At 63.0% G+C, this 16,542-nt stretch carries 16 protein-coding genes; 7 read left to right on the top strand and 9 right to left on the bottom strand.

The features are described 5' to 3' along the window. Positions 1 to 78 precede the first annotated feature (78 nt). Complete coding sequence (gene dgcA / locus IVB46_RS06150; protein ID WP_247342319.1) at positions 79 to 1,074, top strand: N-acetyl-D-Glu racemase DgcA; 996 nt, start codon at positions 79 to 81, stop codon at positions 1,072 to 1,074. On the opposite strand, the gene IVB46_RS06145 is transcribed toward dgcA, so the two are convergent. Beyond that, positions 1,044 to 2,240: a major facilitator superfamily domain-containing protein 6 gene (locus tag IVB46_RS06145; protein WP_247309147.1), complete on the bottom strand. Its 1,197-nt coding sequence runs from the start codon at positions 2,238 to 2,240 to the stop codon at positions 1,044 to 1,046. The genes dgcA and IVB46_RS06145 overlap by 31 nt on opposite strands. 75 nt (positions 2,241 to 2,315) lie before the next feature. Here IVB46_RS06145 and IVB46_RS06140 point away from each other — a divergent pair, with 75 nt between their 5' ends. Continuing rightward, positions 2,316 to 3,641 (top strand): hypothetical protein, encoded by a 1,326-nt coding sequence (locus IVB46_RS06140; protein ID WP_247309145.1) that lies wholly within the window; start codon positions 2,316 to 2,318, stop codon positions 3,639 to 3,641. A 219-nt stretch (positions 3,642 to 3,860) separates the two neighbouring features. Here the strand turns inward: IVB46_RS06140 and IVB46_RS06135 are convergent, their stop codons facing one another. Both IVB46_RS06135 and IVB46_RS06130 read right to left on the bottom strand, forming a co-directional pair. Beyond that, positions 3,861 to 4,631, bottom strand: a complete 771-nt coding sequence (locus IVB46_RS06135) for an SDR family oxidoreductase (RefSeq protein WP_247309143.1) — start codon at positions 4,629 to 4,631, stop codon at positions 3,861 to 3,863. A gap of 126 nt (positions 4,632 to 4,757) precedes the next feature. Further along, a complete protein-coding gene (locus IVB46_RS06130) occupies positions 4,758 to 5,117 on the bottom strand; it encodes a hypothetical protein (RefSeq protein ID WP_247309142.1) in 360 nt (119 codons plus the stop codon). 149 nt (positions 5,118 to 5,266) lie between these two features. Between IVB46_RS06130 and IVB46_RS06125 the strand changes: the two genes are divergently transcribed. Then, positions 5,267 to 5,650: a glyoxalase gene (locus tag IVB46_RS06125; protein WP_247309141.1), complete on the top strand. Its 384-nt coding sequence runs from the start codon at positions 5,267 to 5,269 to the stop codon at positions 5,648 to 5,650. On the opposite strand, the gene IVB46_RS06120 is transcribed toward IVB46_RS06125, so the two are convergent. Then, on the bottom strand, positions 5,643 to 5,852 hold the full coding sequence (locus tag IVB46_RS06120; RefSeq protein ID WP_247309140.1) for an RbsD/FucU domain-containing protein: 210 nt from the start codon (positions 5,850 to 5,852) through the stop codon (positions 5,643 to 5,645). The two genes, IVB46_RS06125 and IVB46_RS06120, sit on opposite strands and share 8 nt — an antisense overlap. Before the next feature lie 148 nt (positions 5,853 to 6,000). Here IVB46_RS06120 and IVB46_RS06115 point away from each other — a divergent pair, with 148 nt between their 5' ends. Further along, entirely contained in the window at positions 6,001 to 7,800 is a 1,800-nt protein-coding gene (locus IVB46_RS06115) for a caspase family protein (protein WP_247309139.1), read from the top strand. Positions 7,801 to 8,075: 275 nt separating this feature from the next. Here IVB46_RS06115 and IVB46_RS06110 read toward each other — a convergent pair whose 3' ends face one another. The 4 genes from IVB46_RS06110 to thiD form a co-directional block, all read right to left on the bottom strand. Then, a complete protein-coding gene (locus tag IVB46_RS06110; RefSeq protein WP_028153337.1) occupies positions 8,076 to 9,059 on the bottom strand; it encodes a threonine/serine dehydratase in 984 nt (327 codons plus the stop codon). A gap of 64 nt (positions 9,060 to 9,123) precedes the next feature. Then, positions 9,124 to 10,167 (bottom strand): glycosyltransferase family 1 protein, encoded by a 1,044-nt coding sequence (locus IVB46_RS06105; protein WP_247309138.1) that lies wholly within the window; start codon positions 10,165 to 10,167, stop codon positions 9,124 to 9,126. A gap of 13 nt (positions 10,168 to 10,180) precedes the next feature. Then, on the bottom strand, positions 10,181 to 10,993 hold the full coding sequence (locus IVB46_RS06100; protein ID WP_028153339.1) for a UDP-2,3-diacylglucosamine diphosphatase: 813 nt from the start codon (positions 10,991 to 10,993) through the stop codon (positions 10,181 to 10,183). A gap of 215 nt (positions 10,994 to 11,208) precedes the next feature. Continuing rightward, on the bottom strand, positions 11,209 to 12,009 hold the full coding sequence (thiD, locus tag IVB46_RS06095; protein WP_071912115.1) for a bifunctional hydroxymethylpyrimidine kinase/phosphomethylpyrimidine kinase: 801 nt from the start codon (positions 12,007 to 12,009) through the stop codon (positions 11,209 to 11,211). Positions 12,010 to 12,137: 128 nt separating this feature from the next. Here thiD and IVB46_RS06090 point away from each other — a divergent pair, with 128 nt between their 5' ends. The 3 genes from IVB46_RS06090 to IVB46_RS06080 all read left to right on the top strand — a co-directional run bounded on the left by IVB46_RS06090 (position 12,138) and on the right by IVB46_RS06080 (position 15,578). After that, positions 12,138 to 12,383 (top strand): Lrp/AsnC family transcriptional regulator, encoded by a 246-nt coding sequence (locus IVB46_RS06090; protein ID WP_014493934.1) that lies wholly within the window; start codon positions 12,138 to 12,140, stop codon positions 12,381 to 12,383. Positions 12,384 to 12,761: 378 nt separating this feature from the next. Next, positions 12,762 to 13,796, top strand: a complete 1,035-nt coding sequence (locus IVB46_RS06085) for a neutral zinc metallopeptidase (protein ID WP_247342314.1) — start codon at positions 12,762 to 12,764, stop codon at positions 13,794 to 13,796. Between the two features lie 150 nt (positions 13,797 to 13,946). Next, the gene (locus tag IVB46_RS06080) at positions 13,947 to 15,578 is read left to right on the top strand and encodes an alpha/beta fold hydrolase (RefSeq protein ID WP_247309134.1); all 1,632 of its coding nucleotides are present in this window, start codon (positions 13,947 to 13,949) and stop codon (positions 15,576 to 15,578) included. A 205-nt stretch (positions 15,579 to 15,783) separates the two neighbouring features. Here IVB46_RS06080 and IVB46_RS06075 read toward each other — a convergent pair whose 3' ends face one another. Beyond that, positions 15,784 to 16,230 (bottom strand): SgcJ/EcaC family oxidoreductase, encoded by a 447-nt coding sequence (locus IVB46_RS06075; protein ID WP_157790160.1) that lies wholly within the window; start codon positions 16,228 to 16,230, stop codon positions 15,784 to 15,786. Between the last annotated feature and the right edge of the window lie 312 nt (positions 16,231 to 16,542).

Here is a 16,542-nt window from a genome sequence, read left to right as displayed (position 1 = left end):
CCCGGAGAAGGTATCCCCAACTGGTTAATGTTAGTTGCTAGAGGTAACTAGCAGGTTCAGATTTCGCCAGAGTTCAAAATGACTTCCAGCAAAGTTCCGGCCCTCGCGGCGCGAATCGAGCGATTTCCCATCGCCGGCAGTTTCACCATCAGCCGGGGCGCCAAGACCGAGGCCGTGACCGTCGTGGCCGAAGTGAGCCGGAACGGCCTCACCGGCCGCGGCGAATGCGTCCCCTATCCGCGCTATGGCGAGACCCCCGAGGCGACCCTTGCGGCCATCCAGGCCATGCAGGCGGCCGTCGCGGGCGGCCTCTCGCGAGAGGCCCTGCAAGCCGCCATGCCGCCGGGAGCGGCCCGTAACGCGCTGGATTGCGCCCTGATCGACCTCGAGGCCAAGGCGACCGGCCTGCGGGCCTGGAACCTGCTGGACCGCCCGGTGCCGGGCGAGCGCACCACCGCCTTCACGATTTCGTTGGGCACCCCCGAGGCGATGGCGGCGGCGACGGCCAGGGCCGCGCACCGGCCATTGCTCAAGATCAAGCTCGGCGGCGACGGCGATCCGCTGCGGATCGCGGCGGTTCGCAAGGCCGCCCCCGAATCCGAACTGATCGTGGATGCCAACGAGGCCTGGACCGAGGCCAATCTGGAGCAGAATCTCGCCGCCTGCGACGCCGTCGGCGTCACCTTGGTCGAGCAGCCGCTGCCGGCCGGGAAGGATGGCGCGCTGGCGCGGATCAAGCGGCCGCTCGCGGTCTGCGCCGACGAGAGCGTGCATGACCGCCCTTCGCTCGCGCCGCTCCGCGAGCGCTACGACGCCGTGAACATCAAGCTCGACAAGACCGGCGGCCTCACCGAGGCGCTCGCGATGGCCGACGCGGCGCAGGCGCTCGGCTTCGAGATCATGATCGGCTGCATGGTCGCGACCTCGCTGTCGATGGCACCCGCAATGCTGGTGACGCCGCAGGCGCGCTTCGTCGATCTCGACGGCCCACTGCTGCTGGCGCGCGATCGCGATCACGGGCTGCGCTACGACGACAGTCTGGTCTATCCGCCTGATACCTCGCTCTGGGGATGAGCCTTGAGCCGATGCCGCGCCGACCAGATCACGAGCGCGCCGGCCGCGGCCATCGCTGCCATGACGTAGTACAAGCTGTCGCCGATGCGGGCGTAGATCGCACCTGACGCGATCGACGTCGCTGCACCCAGCAACCCGTTGCACGCGGCATAATAGCCCTGCCCCCGCGCGATCTGATGCGATGGCACGCGCTGCACCAGAAGGTTCATTGTGCCGACGATGGTCATGCCGAAGGTAAGGCCGTGGCCGAGCTGCACGATCACGAGCAGCGCCAGCGGCGGCTCCTGCGCGGTGACGATCCAGCGCACCACGGCGCTCACGCCGCCGATTGCGATCAGCGTGGACGGATGCAGCGAGAACCGCGGCGACAGCGCGAAGACGACGATCTCGGCGATCACACCCAGCGTCCAGAGGCCCGCGATCGTCAGCCCGCCGAAGCCATGGAGCTGCCAGTTGATGGCCGAGAACGTGTAATAGGCGACGTGGCTGCCCTGGATCAGCGCGGCCGACGCGATGACGGCCCAGAAGCCGCCATCGCGCAGCAAGGCCTTGCCGGCATGCGTCTCCGTCGTCCTTCGCCTGACATCGTCGAGCGGCTGGAGCAGCAGGCTGGCGGCGACCGCAACGACGGCCCACGCGACGATGATCCAGATCAGATCGCGCGCCGCGATGTGGTCGACGAGAAAGCCGCAGGCGAGCGAGCCCGCGGCGAAGGCCGCCGAGCCCCACAGCCGCAACGGTCCGTAGTCGAGCCCGTAGCGGGCGACGCCGCGCAGCGCATAGGCATCGGTCAGCGGGGTCGTCGGCGTCCACATCATACAGGTCAGCGCATAGATCAGGAACAGCGCCAGCGGCTGCTGCTGCAAGCCGACCGCTGTGAACCCGATCGCGGTTGCCAGCACCGACACCATCATGCCGGCGCGAATGGCATGTCGTCTTTCGGCAAGGGCGGTGATCTGCGGCAGCGTGGTGAAGCGCGTGATCGCCGGCAGCGCATTGATGAGGCCGATCCAGCTTGCGTCGATGCCGATCGCCTTCAGCCAGAGCGGAAAGAACGGCAGATGCGTGCCGGACACCGCGAAGACCGCCGAATAGAACAGCGCCAGACTCACGGCGAATCGCCGCTTCACGGCGGCTTGCGTGGGGATTTGTGATTCGCCTGCCATCAAACCAATTGCGATTCGGTCGATATCGTGGTGATCGTTACAGTAACGCGTAGTGATTTGCGCGACGAGATTGTCATGGCCAACGAAGCATTCGCCCTCTCGCCTATGTCTGCCCGTGCGGCCGAGCCGAACGAGCAGGATTACGACGCGATCCGCGAAGCCTTCATGGAGACCGCGCGCGGCCGCTGGTTCCTCGGCGAATATGCCAAGCGCAACCGCAATGCGGATACCCGCATGGTGCTCGATGCGGTCGCGAAAATCGAAGAAACCCTTGCGGCACAGCGACTACCGGTCGTCGAGGATCGCCTGCCCGAGGCGCTGGTCGAGATCCGCCGCGCCATCCGCGAAGCCGAGACCATCGCGATCGCCGCCTTCGATCCTGCGGCGATCGAGGCCAGCCTCGCGCCGATTCCGCGCGGCGTGCGCATCATCAAGGAGATCTCCTGGCGCTGGCGCGAGATCGGCGCCGACGGGCGAATCTGCGATCTCATTGATTCGCAGCTCGCCTCCATCGAGGCCGCTTGCGGCCAGCTATCGACCATCGACCCCCGCGCCGAGCTCAAGGCCGCATTCGATTTGCTCAGGGATCGGGTCGAGCAGCTTGATGGTGACGGCGACACAGCGCCGCAAGCGGCGGTGCATCCCGCGCCTGCTGCGATGGCCACCGAAGCACCGGTGGCTTTTACGGAGGCGCCGCAGGACATCGCAGCGACTCCCGCGCCCGAAGCAGCGGTCGAGGCCAGCGTCGCCGAAGCACGCGCCGTTGGCGAGGAGGCAATCGACGTCGCCACCGAGCCGGAGCTCATCGCCGGCAATCACGTCGGCCCCGAAGAGGAGGTCGCAGAGGCCGCCGCCTTCACAGAGGTGACTGACGGGGTCTCGCTCGACGCGGCCGCGGAAGCCGAGGACGAAGCCATACTCGATGCCATCGCGCTGGAAATGGCCGCGCCCGATCCGGAGTTCGACGAGATCACCGAACCGGTCGAGCTGGAAGCGGCCATTCCGGAGCCGATGGCCGCGGAGGTCGCAGCCCCGATTGCAGCAGAGCTTCCGGAGCCGGTCGCAGCCGAGCCGGCCGTCACCGCAGTCGCGGAGGAGCCCGCCGAAGACGCACCGATCGCGATGGACTCGCTCGCGCGCCTCACCGACGCCATTGCGGAGGCCGCCGCCGAAGTGATGGAGCAGCCGGCCCCGGCCATGGCGGCCGCCGCGACATTCGGTGCTGCCCCGACCGCGACGCTTCCGATGCCCTCGCCCTTGTCCGCCTCCTTGCCCGAGCCCTCGCTCGGCGCCACCATCCTCGCCAGCGGCATCCTGCAAAAGCCCCGCGCGGCGGCCAACGACCCCATGGCGCCAATCCGCCGCATGACCCAGGCCGAGAAGATCGCGTTCTTCTCGTAAGGGGGCGCGCGCTCTCCACATCGTCATTGCGAGCGCAGCGAAGCAATCCAGAGTCTTTCCGCGGAGAGATTCTGGATTGCTTCGCTGCGCTCGCAATGACGGAGCAAGGTGAATCACCGCACCCTCTCTCGTGTCCCGGACAAGCTGCAACGCGCACGCGTTGCGGCGCAGAGCCGGGACCCAGGCTGTTGCACGGGTGCTCTCGCAAACCTAACCGCGCTACGCGAAGGGGGCCTGCCCGGTCGATGCGTCGACGCCGCCGTCGACCGGCAGGTTCACCCCATTCACGAAGCTGGCGTCGTCGCTTGCGAGAAATGCGATGACGCTCGCAACTTCCTCGGACCGGGCTCCGCGCCCCAGGGGGATACGTTCCACCAGCTTCGCGAACAATTCCGGATATTGCTCCATGATCGGCGTCGTCAAGTCGGTGAGGGTCAATGATGGGCACACCGCATTGATGCGCACGCCTCTCGGGCCAAAGTCGAGCGCCAGGCTGCGTGTCAGATTGCTGACGGCCCCCTTCGTGGCGTTGTAGAAGCTCAAGCCCCGATCGCCGCCAAGCCCGCTGAGAGACGACACGTTGACGATCGAGCCGCCGCTTTCGATCAGGTGCGGAAGCGCGGCGCGCGTCATGTAGAGGACACCGTCGACATTGACCGCGAAGAGATCTCGCCACAGCTGGACCGGCGAGCCCAGGAAATCGATCAGTGCGCCCGTCCCGGCATTGTTGACGAGAATGTCGATCCTGCCGAATTGAAGGACCACGTCGGCGACCAGGCGCTCGACATCTGCGACGATCGAAACGTCGGCGGATCGGATCATGCAGCGATCGGTGCCGAGTTCGGCAGCGACTTCAGCCAGCTTGACCTCCCGGCGCCCGTTCAGCACGACAATGGCGCCTTCGCCGTGAAAGCGCCTTGCGGCTGCGGCGCCGATGCCGCTGCCGGCGCCGGTAACGATGACGACTTTATCCCTGAACCGATCATTCATGCCAATAACTCCATCCGAAACCGCAAGGTCCGGACAAGAGCTAGGACACCGGAAAGACAGCCCGGTTTCAGCCGAACCGGATTCGGTTACGATTGAAATCTGTCGCACGAAGCGATGCGAGGCCGATCAGCCGCAGTTCCAGACCGCGCCGATCGGGGTCCGCGTCCAGCACGGACCGAAGCTGCCGCCATTGTAGCGGCCGCCGCCGAAGCCGGGCCGGCCGAAATAGCGCCATTCGCCATCCCAGCCGTAATACTGCGGGACCGGATCGATGTACCAATGACGGCGATCGCTGCGCGACAGGCGCCGCATCGCTTCCTTCTGCTTGTAGAGCGGAATGCTGTTGCTCAGCGGCTGGCGATAGCCCGGCAGGAAGCCGTAGCCATGCCAGGCCTGTTTGGGGCGTTTTTGAACTGATGCAGCCGGCGCGACGGCGGGCAGCAGGGACAGGATGACAGCAATAGATAGACACATAAGGCGCGACATGAACCGACCATAGACAGGCGCTTGCGAGAAGGCCATTCAAATCCGAGTGCGAGACTTTTCGCCGCTTCGACTCATTGGCTTCTCCCGATAAGCTCGCTTAGCGCAGCATGAGGGCTGCGCGTGAAATTTGCATATTCCGGAGTGAGCGGATGTCTGAAACCCCGCCCGTCGGCGCATTCGCCATCGTTCCCAGCAACGACCTTGCCGCAGCGATTCCGTTCTGGGAACGCCTCGGCTTTGCGCGCGCGGGCGGTGACGCCGACTACGTGATCATGACCGGTTGGGGCTGCGAGGTGCATCTCACGCAAGCCGGCGATGGCCCGTGGCGCGTGCCCGAGCACAATCCCTTCGGCGTCTTCATTCGCACGCCCCACGTCGAGGCCATCGCCGCGCGCGTGGACGATCTGATCATCCGCCCCGGTGGCGTGCTGCGTCACCGCGAATGGGGGATGTATGAGGTGGGCATCAACGGACCTGACGGTCTTCTCGTCAGGATCGGCTGGCCGTCAGAGCTGATGCATCGCCCTAGCTGATCACGCCCTTCCGGATCAGGAAGCATCCATACCCCCTGCTGTCGCCGACCTGCACGACACCAAACCCCGCCGCCGCCGCGCGATAGATTTCCGGGCGCGAGAGCTTGCCGGGACTGACGGCGCGGCCAACCGCGCGCTCGATTTCCGCCAGCACCGCGCGCTGCACGTCGGGAACGCGATCGGGATCGTCGACCGGCGCCATCACGCGCACCGGATCGGGATCGGTTCCGAAGCGTGATTCAGATCACGCAGCTTACCACGGTGATTGCGATCACGGACCACGGGCTCGAACGCGGCCAGGCTTCCTCGCAACCAATCTCGCATCGAGATGAGTGCCAGAGGAGCACGCCATGTTCCGCCTAAAGCCTTTCCTGATGACGGCTAGCCTCGTGGGAAGCCTGTTCGGCTTCGCCTGCGGCCCTGCTTCCGCGCAAGTCGCCCCGGCCCAGCCTGCCCCGACCGCGCTGCAAGGGCCGGAGCAGCGGCTCGCGCTGGTGATCGGCAATTCCAACTACAAGAACGCGCCGCAGCTCCAAAATCCCGACAATGACGCGGAGTCGATGGCGCAGTTTCTGAACTCCGCCGGCTTCGAGGTGGTCGCCGCGACCGACCTGACCCAGAACGACATGCTCCGCGTCGTCCAGGACTTTTCCGCCAAGGTTTCCGCGCGGGGTCCGAACACTGTCGCCATGGTCTACTACGCCGGTCACGGCGTGCAGCTCGCCGGCGAGAACTATCTCGTTCCTGTCGATGCCAAGGTTTCGAACCCCACCGAGCTCGTGAGCAACTCAGTGCGCCTGGTCGACGTGATGTCGACGCTGGAGACGATCCCAAGCCGCATGCGCATCGTCATCCTCGATGCCTGCCGCAACAATCCGTTCCCTGATGTCAACGACGCCGGCCGCGGCTTGGCCATCGTCGATGCGCCGAACGGCTCGATCGTCGGCTACTCGACCGCGCCGGGTGCGGAAGCACAGGACGGCACCAACGGCCACAGCCCCTACACCCAGGCCTTCCTCAACGTCGCGCGCGAACCCAACGTGCCGATCGAGCAGCTGTTCAAGCGCGTGCGCCTCGAAGTGAACCAGACCACCAGCGGCGCGCAGATCCCGTGGGAAAGCTCGTCGCTGACCTCGGACTTCACCTTCTTCGGCGACACCGCCGTCGCCGCCACCCGCGCGCCGGTGAATGCGTCGGTCGTGCAGGTGGCCTCCAACCTGCCGAGCCGTTCGACGCGCCAGGCCTATGACTACGTCGTGTCCGAGGGACGTCCGGAGTACTATCAGGAGTTCATCCAGATGTACCCGCACGACCCGCTGTGCGACCACATCCGCTGGCTGCTCTCGAACCTGCTGATCACGCAGGCCTGGCACAAGGCGGTGCTCGCGAACTCCCCGCTCGGCTACAAGAGCTTCTATGACAGCTACGGCAACAGCTCCTATGCGCAATCCGCGCTGAAGCTCCAGGTGCAGCCAAAGCTGATCCCCCTGATGCAGGCGACCAAGTTCCTGGCGCCGCAGAACATTGCTCCGACGTTCAAGGTCGGCAATCTCGGCCAGCCCAAATACATGCCGCTGATGCAGCAGGGCAATGGCGGTGGGCAGATGAATGGCAATCTGCCGGTCGTGCAGAAGCCGGTGGACAGCAACGTCATCGGCAAGCTCGGCAATGGCGGTCAGGTCGTCAACCTGCCGGCGGGCAACAACCAGCCGAACGGCACGCCGTCGCAGACCCCGGGCAAGATCGTCACCCTGCCTGCGCCGACCAACACCAATGGCGGCACGGGCAAGATCGTGACGCTGCCCGCGACCAACAATACGCAGAGCGGCGGCAGCAATAATAACGGTACGACCAAAGGCACGCCTGGCAAGATCGTCAGCATGCCGGTGAATGTCGGCAAGGGTGGCACGACTGTCGATACGAAGCCGGTCGTTCAGACGCAGAACAACCCGATCCGCGTCAACAACGGCGTGAAGCTCAACAACAACCCGGTGAACAAGGTGCAGGTCCAGAACAACCAGCAGAACAACCGCCCGCAATTCAATGCGACCAACCGTGTGGTCAACAACGGCGGCAACAACTTCCGGCAGTCGATGAACCAGGCGCCCTCCATGGGCAGCGGCAACAATCACCGCGGCTTCATGCGCTGATCGCCACAAGCGAAACGACAAAGGGGCGGAGCGGTGACGCTCTGCCCCTTCTTCATGCCGAGGAATAGACACGATCAGCTCGACTGCAGCCAGTCCTTACCTCGTGGCGCGGCCCGAGCGCGCGCCTCGTCCTTCGAGACGACCGCTTCGCGGTCTCCTCAGGATGAGGCTCATCAGCATCGGTGCCGGTTGAAACTTCTGCCGCGCATTCCGACCTCATCCTGAGGAGCCCGCGAAGCGGGCGTCTCGAAGGATGGGCTACGGGGAAACCGCTCTCAGGCCACCAGTTCGGCAAACAGATCCGCATCGACATTGCCGCCGGAGAGCACGATGACGACGTTCTTCCCGGCGACGTCGAGACGTCCCGCAAGCAGCGCGGCAAGACCGACAGCACCGCCTGGCTCGACCACGAGCTTCAACTCGCGATAGGCAAACGCCACGGCAGCGCCGACTTCCTTGTCGGATGCCGTCACGCCGCGCGCCAAGAGCTTGCTGTTGATCGCAAAGGTCATCTCGCCGGGGATCAGGGCCATCAGCGCATCGCAGATGGTGCGGCCCGCAGGCCCATGCGGCTCGCGGTGGCCGGCGGTCAGCGAAATGCCGTGATCGTCGAACGCCTCGGGCTCGGCCACCACGATCTCGGCGAGCGGATAGCGCGCCTTCACGGCCGTGGCGACACCCGCGATCAGGCCGCCGCCGGAGGCCGGCGCCACCACGATGTCGGGACTGAGGCCGAGCGCAGCCATGTCCTCCGCGATTTCGCGACCTGCGGTGCCCTGCCCCGCGATCACGAACGGATCGTCATAGGGCCTGACCAGCGTCGCGCCGCGCTTCTCGGCGATGCCGCGCGAGATCGCCTCGCGGTCGTCGCGATCGCGATCGTACAGCACCACCTCGGCGCCATAGGATTTGGTGCGCTCGCGCTTCGACAGCGGCGCATCCGCGGGCATCACGATGGTCGCGTGCATGTCGAGGATCTTGGCAGCCGCCGCCACGCCCTGGGCGTGGTTGCCGGACGAGAACGCGACGACGCCGCCGGCGCGCTTATCCTGCGGGATCGAGGCGACCTTGTTGAAGGCGCCGCGGAACTTGAAGGAGCCGGTGCGCTGGAGCATCTCCGGCTTCAGGAAGACCTTTGCGCCGACGCGCTCGTTGAGCACGGGAAAGGACAACAGCGGGGTGCGGATGGCGAAGGGCGCGATCACGCGTGCTGCTGCATCGATATCGGCAGGGCCGATCGGGAGGAGCTGTTCGGTCATGCCTAATGTTATCGCGCCGGACGAGGCGCGGGGCAAGACACCTGCGCGCGATGAACCTTGGTTTTCAGGCTACGAAACTAACCGGCTCCGCCCCATTCCTGCCTGGAAGCACCGCTCCGACCGCCCTGATGCTATCGACGAAAGCCCTCGCCGAGGCCTCCCAGGTGTAATTGGCGGCAAATTCGACGCAGTCCTGCCGGGACACGTCGAGCGCAGCGAAGCAGGCGTTGCGCAGATCGTGGTCGAGGGCGCCGACCGGTGCATCGCCGATCACGTCGCGGGGGCCCTTCACCGGGAACGCCGCAACCGGCAGGCCGCTGGCGAGCGCTTCCAGCAGGACCAGGCCGAACGTGTCGGTCTTGCTGGGGAACACGAACACGTCGGCCGCCGCATAGATTGCCGCCAGCGCCTCGCCGTGCTTCTCGCCCAGGAAGATCGCATCCGGATAGGCTTCTTCCAGTGCGACCCGCGCCGGGCCGTCGCCGACGATCACCTTGGTGCCGGGCAGATCGAGATCGAGAAACGCCTCGAGATTCTTCTCCACCGCAACCCGGCCGACCGAGAGAAACACCGGCGCCGGCAGGCAGAGGTCGATCCCACGGGGGTGGAACAGGCTGGTGTCGACGCCGCGCGGCCACAGCACGACGTTGTCGAAGCCGCGTTCGCCAAGCTCGCGGGCGAGCGCCGGCGTTGCCGCCATCACGGCGCGGCTGGGCGCGTGAAATCGGCGCAGCGCCCGCCAGATCAGGGATTCCGGAACCGGCACGCGGGCGCGGACATATTCGGGAAAGCGGGTGTGGAAGCTGGTCGTGAACGGCAGCTTGCGCTGGCGGCAGTAGCGGCGGACCATCAGGCCGATCGGCCCCTCCGTCGCAATGTGGATGCTGTCGGGGCGCGCCTCTTCGATCAGCTTCGCGATTCGCGCCGGGCGCGGCATGGCGAGCCGCACGTCGCGGTAGCTCGGCATCGCGAAGGTGCGGAACGATTGCGGCGTCAGGAACGTGAACTCGACGTCGAGCCCCTTGGCGGCGTCAGCGAGCTTGGTCAGCGTCCGAACCACACCGTTGACTTGCGGGTGCCAGGCGTCGGTCGCGACCAGGATGCGCATCAAGGGGCCCTTGTTATGCAGCTCTGGCTGCGACCTGCGGGACCTGTGCCGGCTTCCGCGCCTGATCCGCCCAGGTGATGATCTCGAAATGACCGTCGTCATGCTCGACCAGCGCCGTGCAGCTCTCGACCCAATCGCCGCAATTCATGTAGCGGATGCCGCCCTCGTCGCGGATCACGGCGTAGTGGATGTGGCCGCAGATCACGCCGTCGGCGTCGTGGCGCCGCGCCTCGGCGGCGAGCGCCTGCTCGAACGCGCCGATATAGTTGACGGCGTTCTTGACCTTCTGCTTGGCCCATTGCGACAGCGACCAATAGGGCACCTTGAACATGCGCCGGAAGAAGTTGACGAAGCGATTCATCTGGATCGCGAAGTCATAGGCCTTGTCGCCGAGATGGGCGAGCCAGCGCGCGTTCTGCACCACGAGGTCGAAGATGTCGCCGTGGATAACGAGATAGCGCTTGCCGTCCACGCCGGTGTGGACGGTGTTCTCGACCACGTCGATGCCGCCGAAATGCGTGCCGTAATAGTTGCGCAGGAACTCGTCGTGATTGCCGGGAATGTAGATGACCTTGGCGCCCTTGCGCGCCTTGCGCAGCAGCTTCTGGACCAGGTCGTTATGCGATTGCGGCCAGTGCCAGCTCGATTTCAGCGCCCAGCCGTCGACGATGTCTCCGACGAGATAGATCGTGTCGGCATCGTGGTATCGCAGGAAGTCGAGCAGCAGGTCGGCTTGAGAACCGCGGGCTCCGAGATGAACGTCGGAGATGAACAACGTGCGAAAGCGCCTTTCAGGGCTCTCGTCACTCACATCGTAACTTCCCATGCGACAGCCTGTAACAATATCCCGTGACAGGGGGATGACCAATGAACCTTTGAGGCACCCTCGGATACGAATCAAACCTCGCCTCGCCCGTCCCGCGAATATCAGTCGCATGCGACAATCAGGCGACATGACGCCGCAACGGCCTCCGCAAGACCCCGGAACCGATGGCTGATCAGGTTAACGGCAGCGGTCCCGCGCGCCGCTGGCGGCCCGGATCAGTAAAATTTGTGGAAATGATGGACCGGCCCGTGGCCGTGGCCGACGCTGAAGCGGTCGGCGGCCGCGATCGCTGCGCTGATCCAGGCCTTGGCGTTCCGCACGGCGCGCTCGAGATCCTCGCCCCTGGCAAGCCCCGCCGCGACGGCCGAGGACAGCGAGCACCCCGTGCCGTGGGTGTTGCGGGTGGCGACGCGCGGCGCCGCAAGCGCGATCGTGTTCTCGGCCTCGACGAGATAGTCGATGCTTTCGGCGCCCTCGCCGTGCCCGCCCTTGATCAGGACCGCGCGGCAGCCCAGCGCCAGCAGCCGGCGTCCCTGGCTCTCGATCTCGGCCTCGCGTGTCGCGACGGGCTCGTCGAGCAGAGCCGCGGCCTCGGGCAGATTAGGCGTGATCACCGACGCCAGCGGCATCAGTTTCTTGCGCAGGGCTTCCACCGCCTCCGCGGCGAGCAGGCGATCGCCGGAGGTTGCGACCATCACGGGATCGAGCACGATATGCTCGGGCTTCCAGCGCGACAGCGCCGCTGCGATCGCATCGATGCTGGCGGCCTGCGCCACCATGCCGATCTTCACCGCGCCGACCTCGAGATCGGAAAACACGGCATCGATCTGCGCGGTGACGAAGTCGGCGGGCACCGCGTGGATGCCGGTGACGCCGCGCGTGTTCTGCGCGGTCAGGGCCGTGATCGCGGAGGCGCCATAGACGCCGAGCGCGGCAAAGGTCTTCAGGTCGGCCTGGATGCCGGCGCCGCCGCTCGAATCGGAGCCGGCGATGGTGAGCGCCACGGGCGTCGTCATGGGGCGATTTTCCGCGTTTTTGAGACCATCGCCCGTCCTAGCGCGCACCCCGGTGGCCCGCAAGTTCGCTTGCTAAATCCGGCCGATTTTGGCCTATTAGCCGCCAGATAAGCTTCGGAGTGACTGCAATGGTTCCTTTTTTCGTCCAGATCAAATGCAAGCTCGGCCAGTCCTACACGGTCGCCAACGCGCTTGCCGAAGCCGAGATCGCCTCCGAGATCTACTCCACGGCCGGCCATTACGATTTGCTGGTAAAGTTCTACGTCGATAAGGACACCGACATCGGCCACTTCATCAACGAGAAGGTGCAGGTGCTGCCGGGCATCCAGGACACCCTGACCATCATCACCTTCAAGGCGTTTGGCGCGAGCTAGGGTGTGCACTCACAGAGGGCCGGATGGGAAGTACGCTTCCGAGACAGCGCAGCGGACCAATTGTACTCAAAGTGAGTTCTTCGGATTTTAACCATCGCGCACATCATCCAGCGCTCGACACCCTCTCGCACTGGCAAGGCCCAACGCGCTTCATCGATGACGGCCGCGTCGACATCGCGCCAATGTCCGGTCAAAAAACGGATAGTCTCCAAGTGGTTGGGGCCTTTGCATCGTAGCCCACGCGCTTAGGTCCGCGGAGGAACAATTCGGCGGCCCGATCGCTTGCACCTATGCCGCGCGCAAAGTGTGAAATATTTCATTGAACATACAACCCTGGAATGCTCTTTTCGCACGGATCGTGAGCGCCGGGGGCCGGCAATGCCCAAAGGACCGCTTGTTTCGATAGCAGTGGCTGTCTGGGTGCTTTGCACAGACGGCTTAGCCTGGGCGGTTCGCCCAGCAGCGATAGACCCCGCTGCCATCCTCCGTAACCAAGTCGACAAGATTGGTCCGGGTTCAGTTGTCTTTAATCCTCCGACGGAAATGACGGTCGGCTATCAGGAGCCAATAACCGTCCGGCCGCACCAACGTCATGGCGTGGCTCAAACTGAACAGATCGAGGTTGGCAGCTTCATGCGGGCTCGCCTATTCGGTGAAGGATTCACGGCAACAACGAGTAGCGATGACGCGCAAGCCGCGTGGCTTTATGCTGAGCTTCCAGCGAAGTCGGGCGACCAGACCGGTGCACCGCGCGACAAAATGTATCTCTTCGTTTCGCGAGTTCTGGGCAGCACGGAGGAGGTCTGGCAGGCAATCTTCGCATCCGATCGCCTAACTTATCGGCCACCCCGTCTCGTCCTGTACACAAGCGCCACCTACGCGGCCTGCGGATTAGCCGAGAAAATCATGGGACCATTCTATTGTCCTGATGATCAGAAAGTCTACCTCGACCTTTCGTTCTTCCAAGAGATGCAGACTGACCTTCACGCCTGCGATTCGAGCGGCGCCGACTGTCAACTTCCTCAGGCCTATGTGATAGCCCACGAAATCGGACACCACGTTCAGAACTTGCTGGGAATTATGCCAAAAGTGCGCGAGCTTCAAGGGAGCATGGAAACGGAGGCGGAGAGAAACCGGTTACAAGTTCGTCTCGAATTGCAGGCCGATTGTCTCGCCGGCATTTGGGCGCGTAAAATTAAAGAGAAAGCGAAGGTCAACGCGAGCGACATAGCAGCGGCAATTCGAACGACAGAAGCACTAGGCAATGACACCCTGCAGAAAAGTGCCTTGGGGTACGTAGTGCCTGACTCGTTCACTCATGGCAGCGCTGCGCAGCGCCATCATTGGTTCGATGTCGGTTACGCGACTGGATTGGTGAAGAGCTGCAACACCTTTGCTGGAGCGCGGCAATGAGGCCCGACCTTCCCGACTCTCAACAGCCGATGTCCGACGACGACTGCGTACTACCGAGCGGGGCCCGCTGGGGAGCCCCCACTGGACGAAGAGAAACTCCGCGACGAACGCCTGCCCGGTCTCTTGCATTTTCATTTTGAGGGGAGTGCCGTGCCCCAGCATTGGTTGAAATACCTAGCTGTTTGGTCAATTGCTTTCGCAACGGGCTTCGGGAGCAGCTACGCGCAACCGATCGTCGCCGAGCGAGACGTCCTTCAAATTTGCGAAGCGTTTTCGCGGAAGGCCCCAGAGCGAATGCCGGCAATTGTTCAGCCGGAAGCTGCCAAAAATTTCGTTGGGAGATACGCTCGCTTTTCGGACCGGCTACGAGGCTGCCTATCGGCAGCGGAGCGCGAGCGTGAACCAAATAGCGTGACTTTTTTGATTCAGAACACACGGTATGAGAGTTACTGGAAGTTCCTCACTGACTCCAACTCAGTTCAATGGATTTCTATCGAGAGGTTTAGGCCCGTCACGCTGGCAGATGATGAGCCATGGCGCGCGCCTTTTGACGTGATAGCAGCCCCGATCAGGCCAACGATTAAACCCGGCGGCACCAAAATAGACCCGGATATCCAAGGCGGCGCGATTCAGAAAGGGAATCAAAGTACAGCGAGCGGGGCTAAAGATACGGACAAATCCGTAGAAAGCGCAGCGCAAGACTCCAGAATCGACACACGTATCGTTGAGTTTTTCTATGCAACGAACCGCAAACAGTCGGACACTCCCCCCGATGTCGAAGGCCATCCCCAGCCCGCATTCACAAGCGACGGACCTCCTGTCTACAGCTCAAACGGCTGGACCGCTGTCAGCGGCTACACAGGCGAGCGCAACCCTGATCTGAGTGTCGGGATCGTTCGCGTCCGGGTGCCTGAAGGACACCACATCGGAAACATAGAATTGCCCCCGAGCCTTAAGCTCTTCGGATTTGAGTTGAGAAGAGACACACTTGACCCAACGAAGCATTTTACTATTCGCAGCATCGAGAAAACAGACGAAGCGAAATGGATAAAAACGCTAGCGTCAACGAAGAAGAAAAAGGCTCTCGTGTTTGTCCATGGCTTCAATACCAAATTCCGCGACGCCGTCTTCCGGGCAGCGCAGATAACTTGGGATCTTCAGTTCAGAGGCACCACAATCTTATTCTCATGGCCGTCTCGCGGGGATATCGCGGACTATCTCTATGACAAAGAAAGCGCGTTGGCTTCGCGCACGGCCTTTCTTCGCGTGATCGACGATCTTTACAAAGCCGGATATGACGACATCGATGTGATAGCTCACAGTATGGGGAACTTGATCGCAGTTGAGGCCCTATCAAATAGCGCCGCGACACGATCACCCACGGCTATCGCGCAGCTGATTATGGTCGCCCCCGATGTGGACCGAGACATGTTTGTTCAAGACATTTCCGGCGTTGCAAAGGTCACTAAGGGGCTTACACTTTACGCATCCAAGAACGACAAGGCCCTGCAGCTATCGAAGCGTATTGCCGGAGGTATCCCGCGCGCAGGAGATGTACCTGATGCCGGGCCAGTTGTTTTGCCTGGACTTTGGACGATTGATGTCAGTCTAATTGGAGATGAACTGTTCGGACTAAATCATAACACGTTCGCCACAACACGAAATGTGCTTAACGATCTTGCGATACTACTTATGGAAGGCAAGCCTCCACCACGGCTAATTGAAATCCGGGGCTTCCCTGAGCCTCCCCAAAAAGCCGCGTACTTCCGCTACATACCCTAGACTAGGGCGCGTTTTCATAAATCGCGATGCGTAGATCAGTCCCCTTCGATGTCCACTATGGCTCGGCAGCGGCGCAAAGGCGGATCCACTTATGGTCCGAGTTGGGGCCATTTAGCTGACATCGGTCCGAACCGCGGCCGAGCCCGTTAGCGGCCATGAGCACTCGCTTGCTATCGTTGCAGGATGTCTCCCAAAATTCCGACAGCTACTGACGCGCGGCCGACAGCGGTGACGAATGGTGGTGCGCGATCATCCATCGACCGTCGCGCTTCACAAGCACGAAAGTAAAGCGTGATGGCCGGGGTGTATCGTTCTCTGCAGCTCGAGCAAAATTGTAAAATCCGATTCCCAAGACGGATGTCTCGCTGAGGACGAGCGTTCGTATCTCGACAATCGAGTTCTTGCGACCGCTTCCCGGCAATTCCTGAAAATATTTCCGTATCCCCTCTGTTCCTTCGGAAATTGCCGGGCTTGTCGTTCCAAGCAAAACCGCGTCGGGGGCGTATAGACCTACGAGCGCGTCGCGGTCGTTTGCACTATACGTCGCTGACCATTGATCGATCACAGCGTTGGCCTCTTCTGCAGGCCCCGCAAACGCAACCGTTCCAGAAGCGCCAAACAAGAAACAAAACGCCAGCGCCAGAAATTTCATCATAGCCTCCAGGTTTCATCGAGTTCTGTAACATACTTGAACAACGTTCGCCTTGCACCACAGGTATGGAAGGTCAGTAGCGGTCGTAAACCGTTGCCCTGTCCGACGAGTTGGCGTTTGAAATTGGTCAGCCTGTTCTCCAATAGCGGACATGAATACGGCACTCGGCGGCTGCGGCCTAATGGGGCGATATTTATCGCCTTAGGAATACACGCCCTTCTGTAATGGGCCCGATGATGTCAAGCCTCCCGAGTGAACGTCACGCCGCCGAACTCATGCTTCTGTCCGTGGTCAACGCCTGGCCGCCACATC

Origin of the sequence: Bradyrhizobium sp. 61 (genome assembly GCF_023073075.1) — a bacterium.
GTDB lineage: Bacteria > Pseudomonadota > Alphaproteobacteria > Rhizobiales > Xanthobacteraceae > Bradyrhizobium > Bradyrhizobium barranii.
Note: the sequence above shows the minus strand (reverse complement) of the source record. Positions and strands in the feature narration are given on the sequence as shown.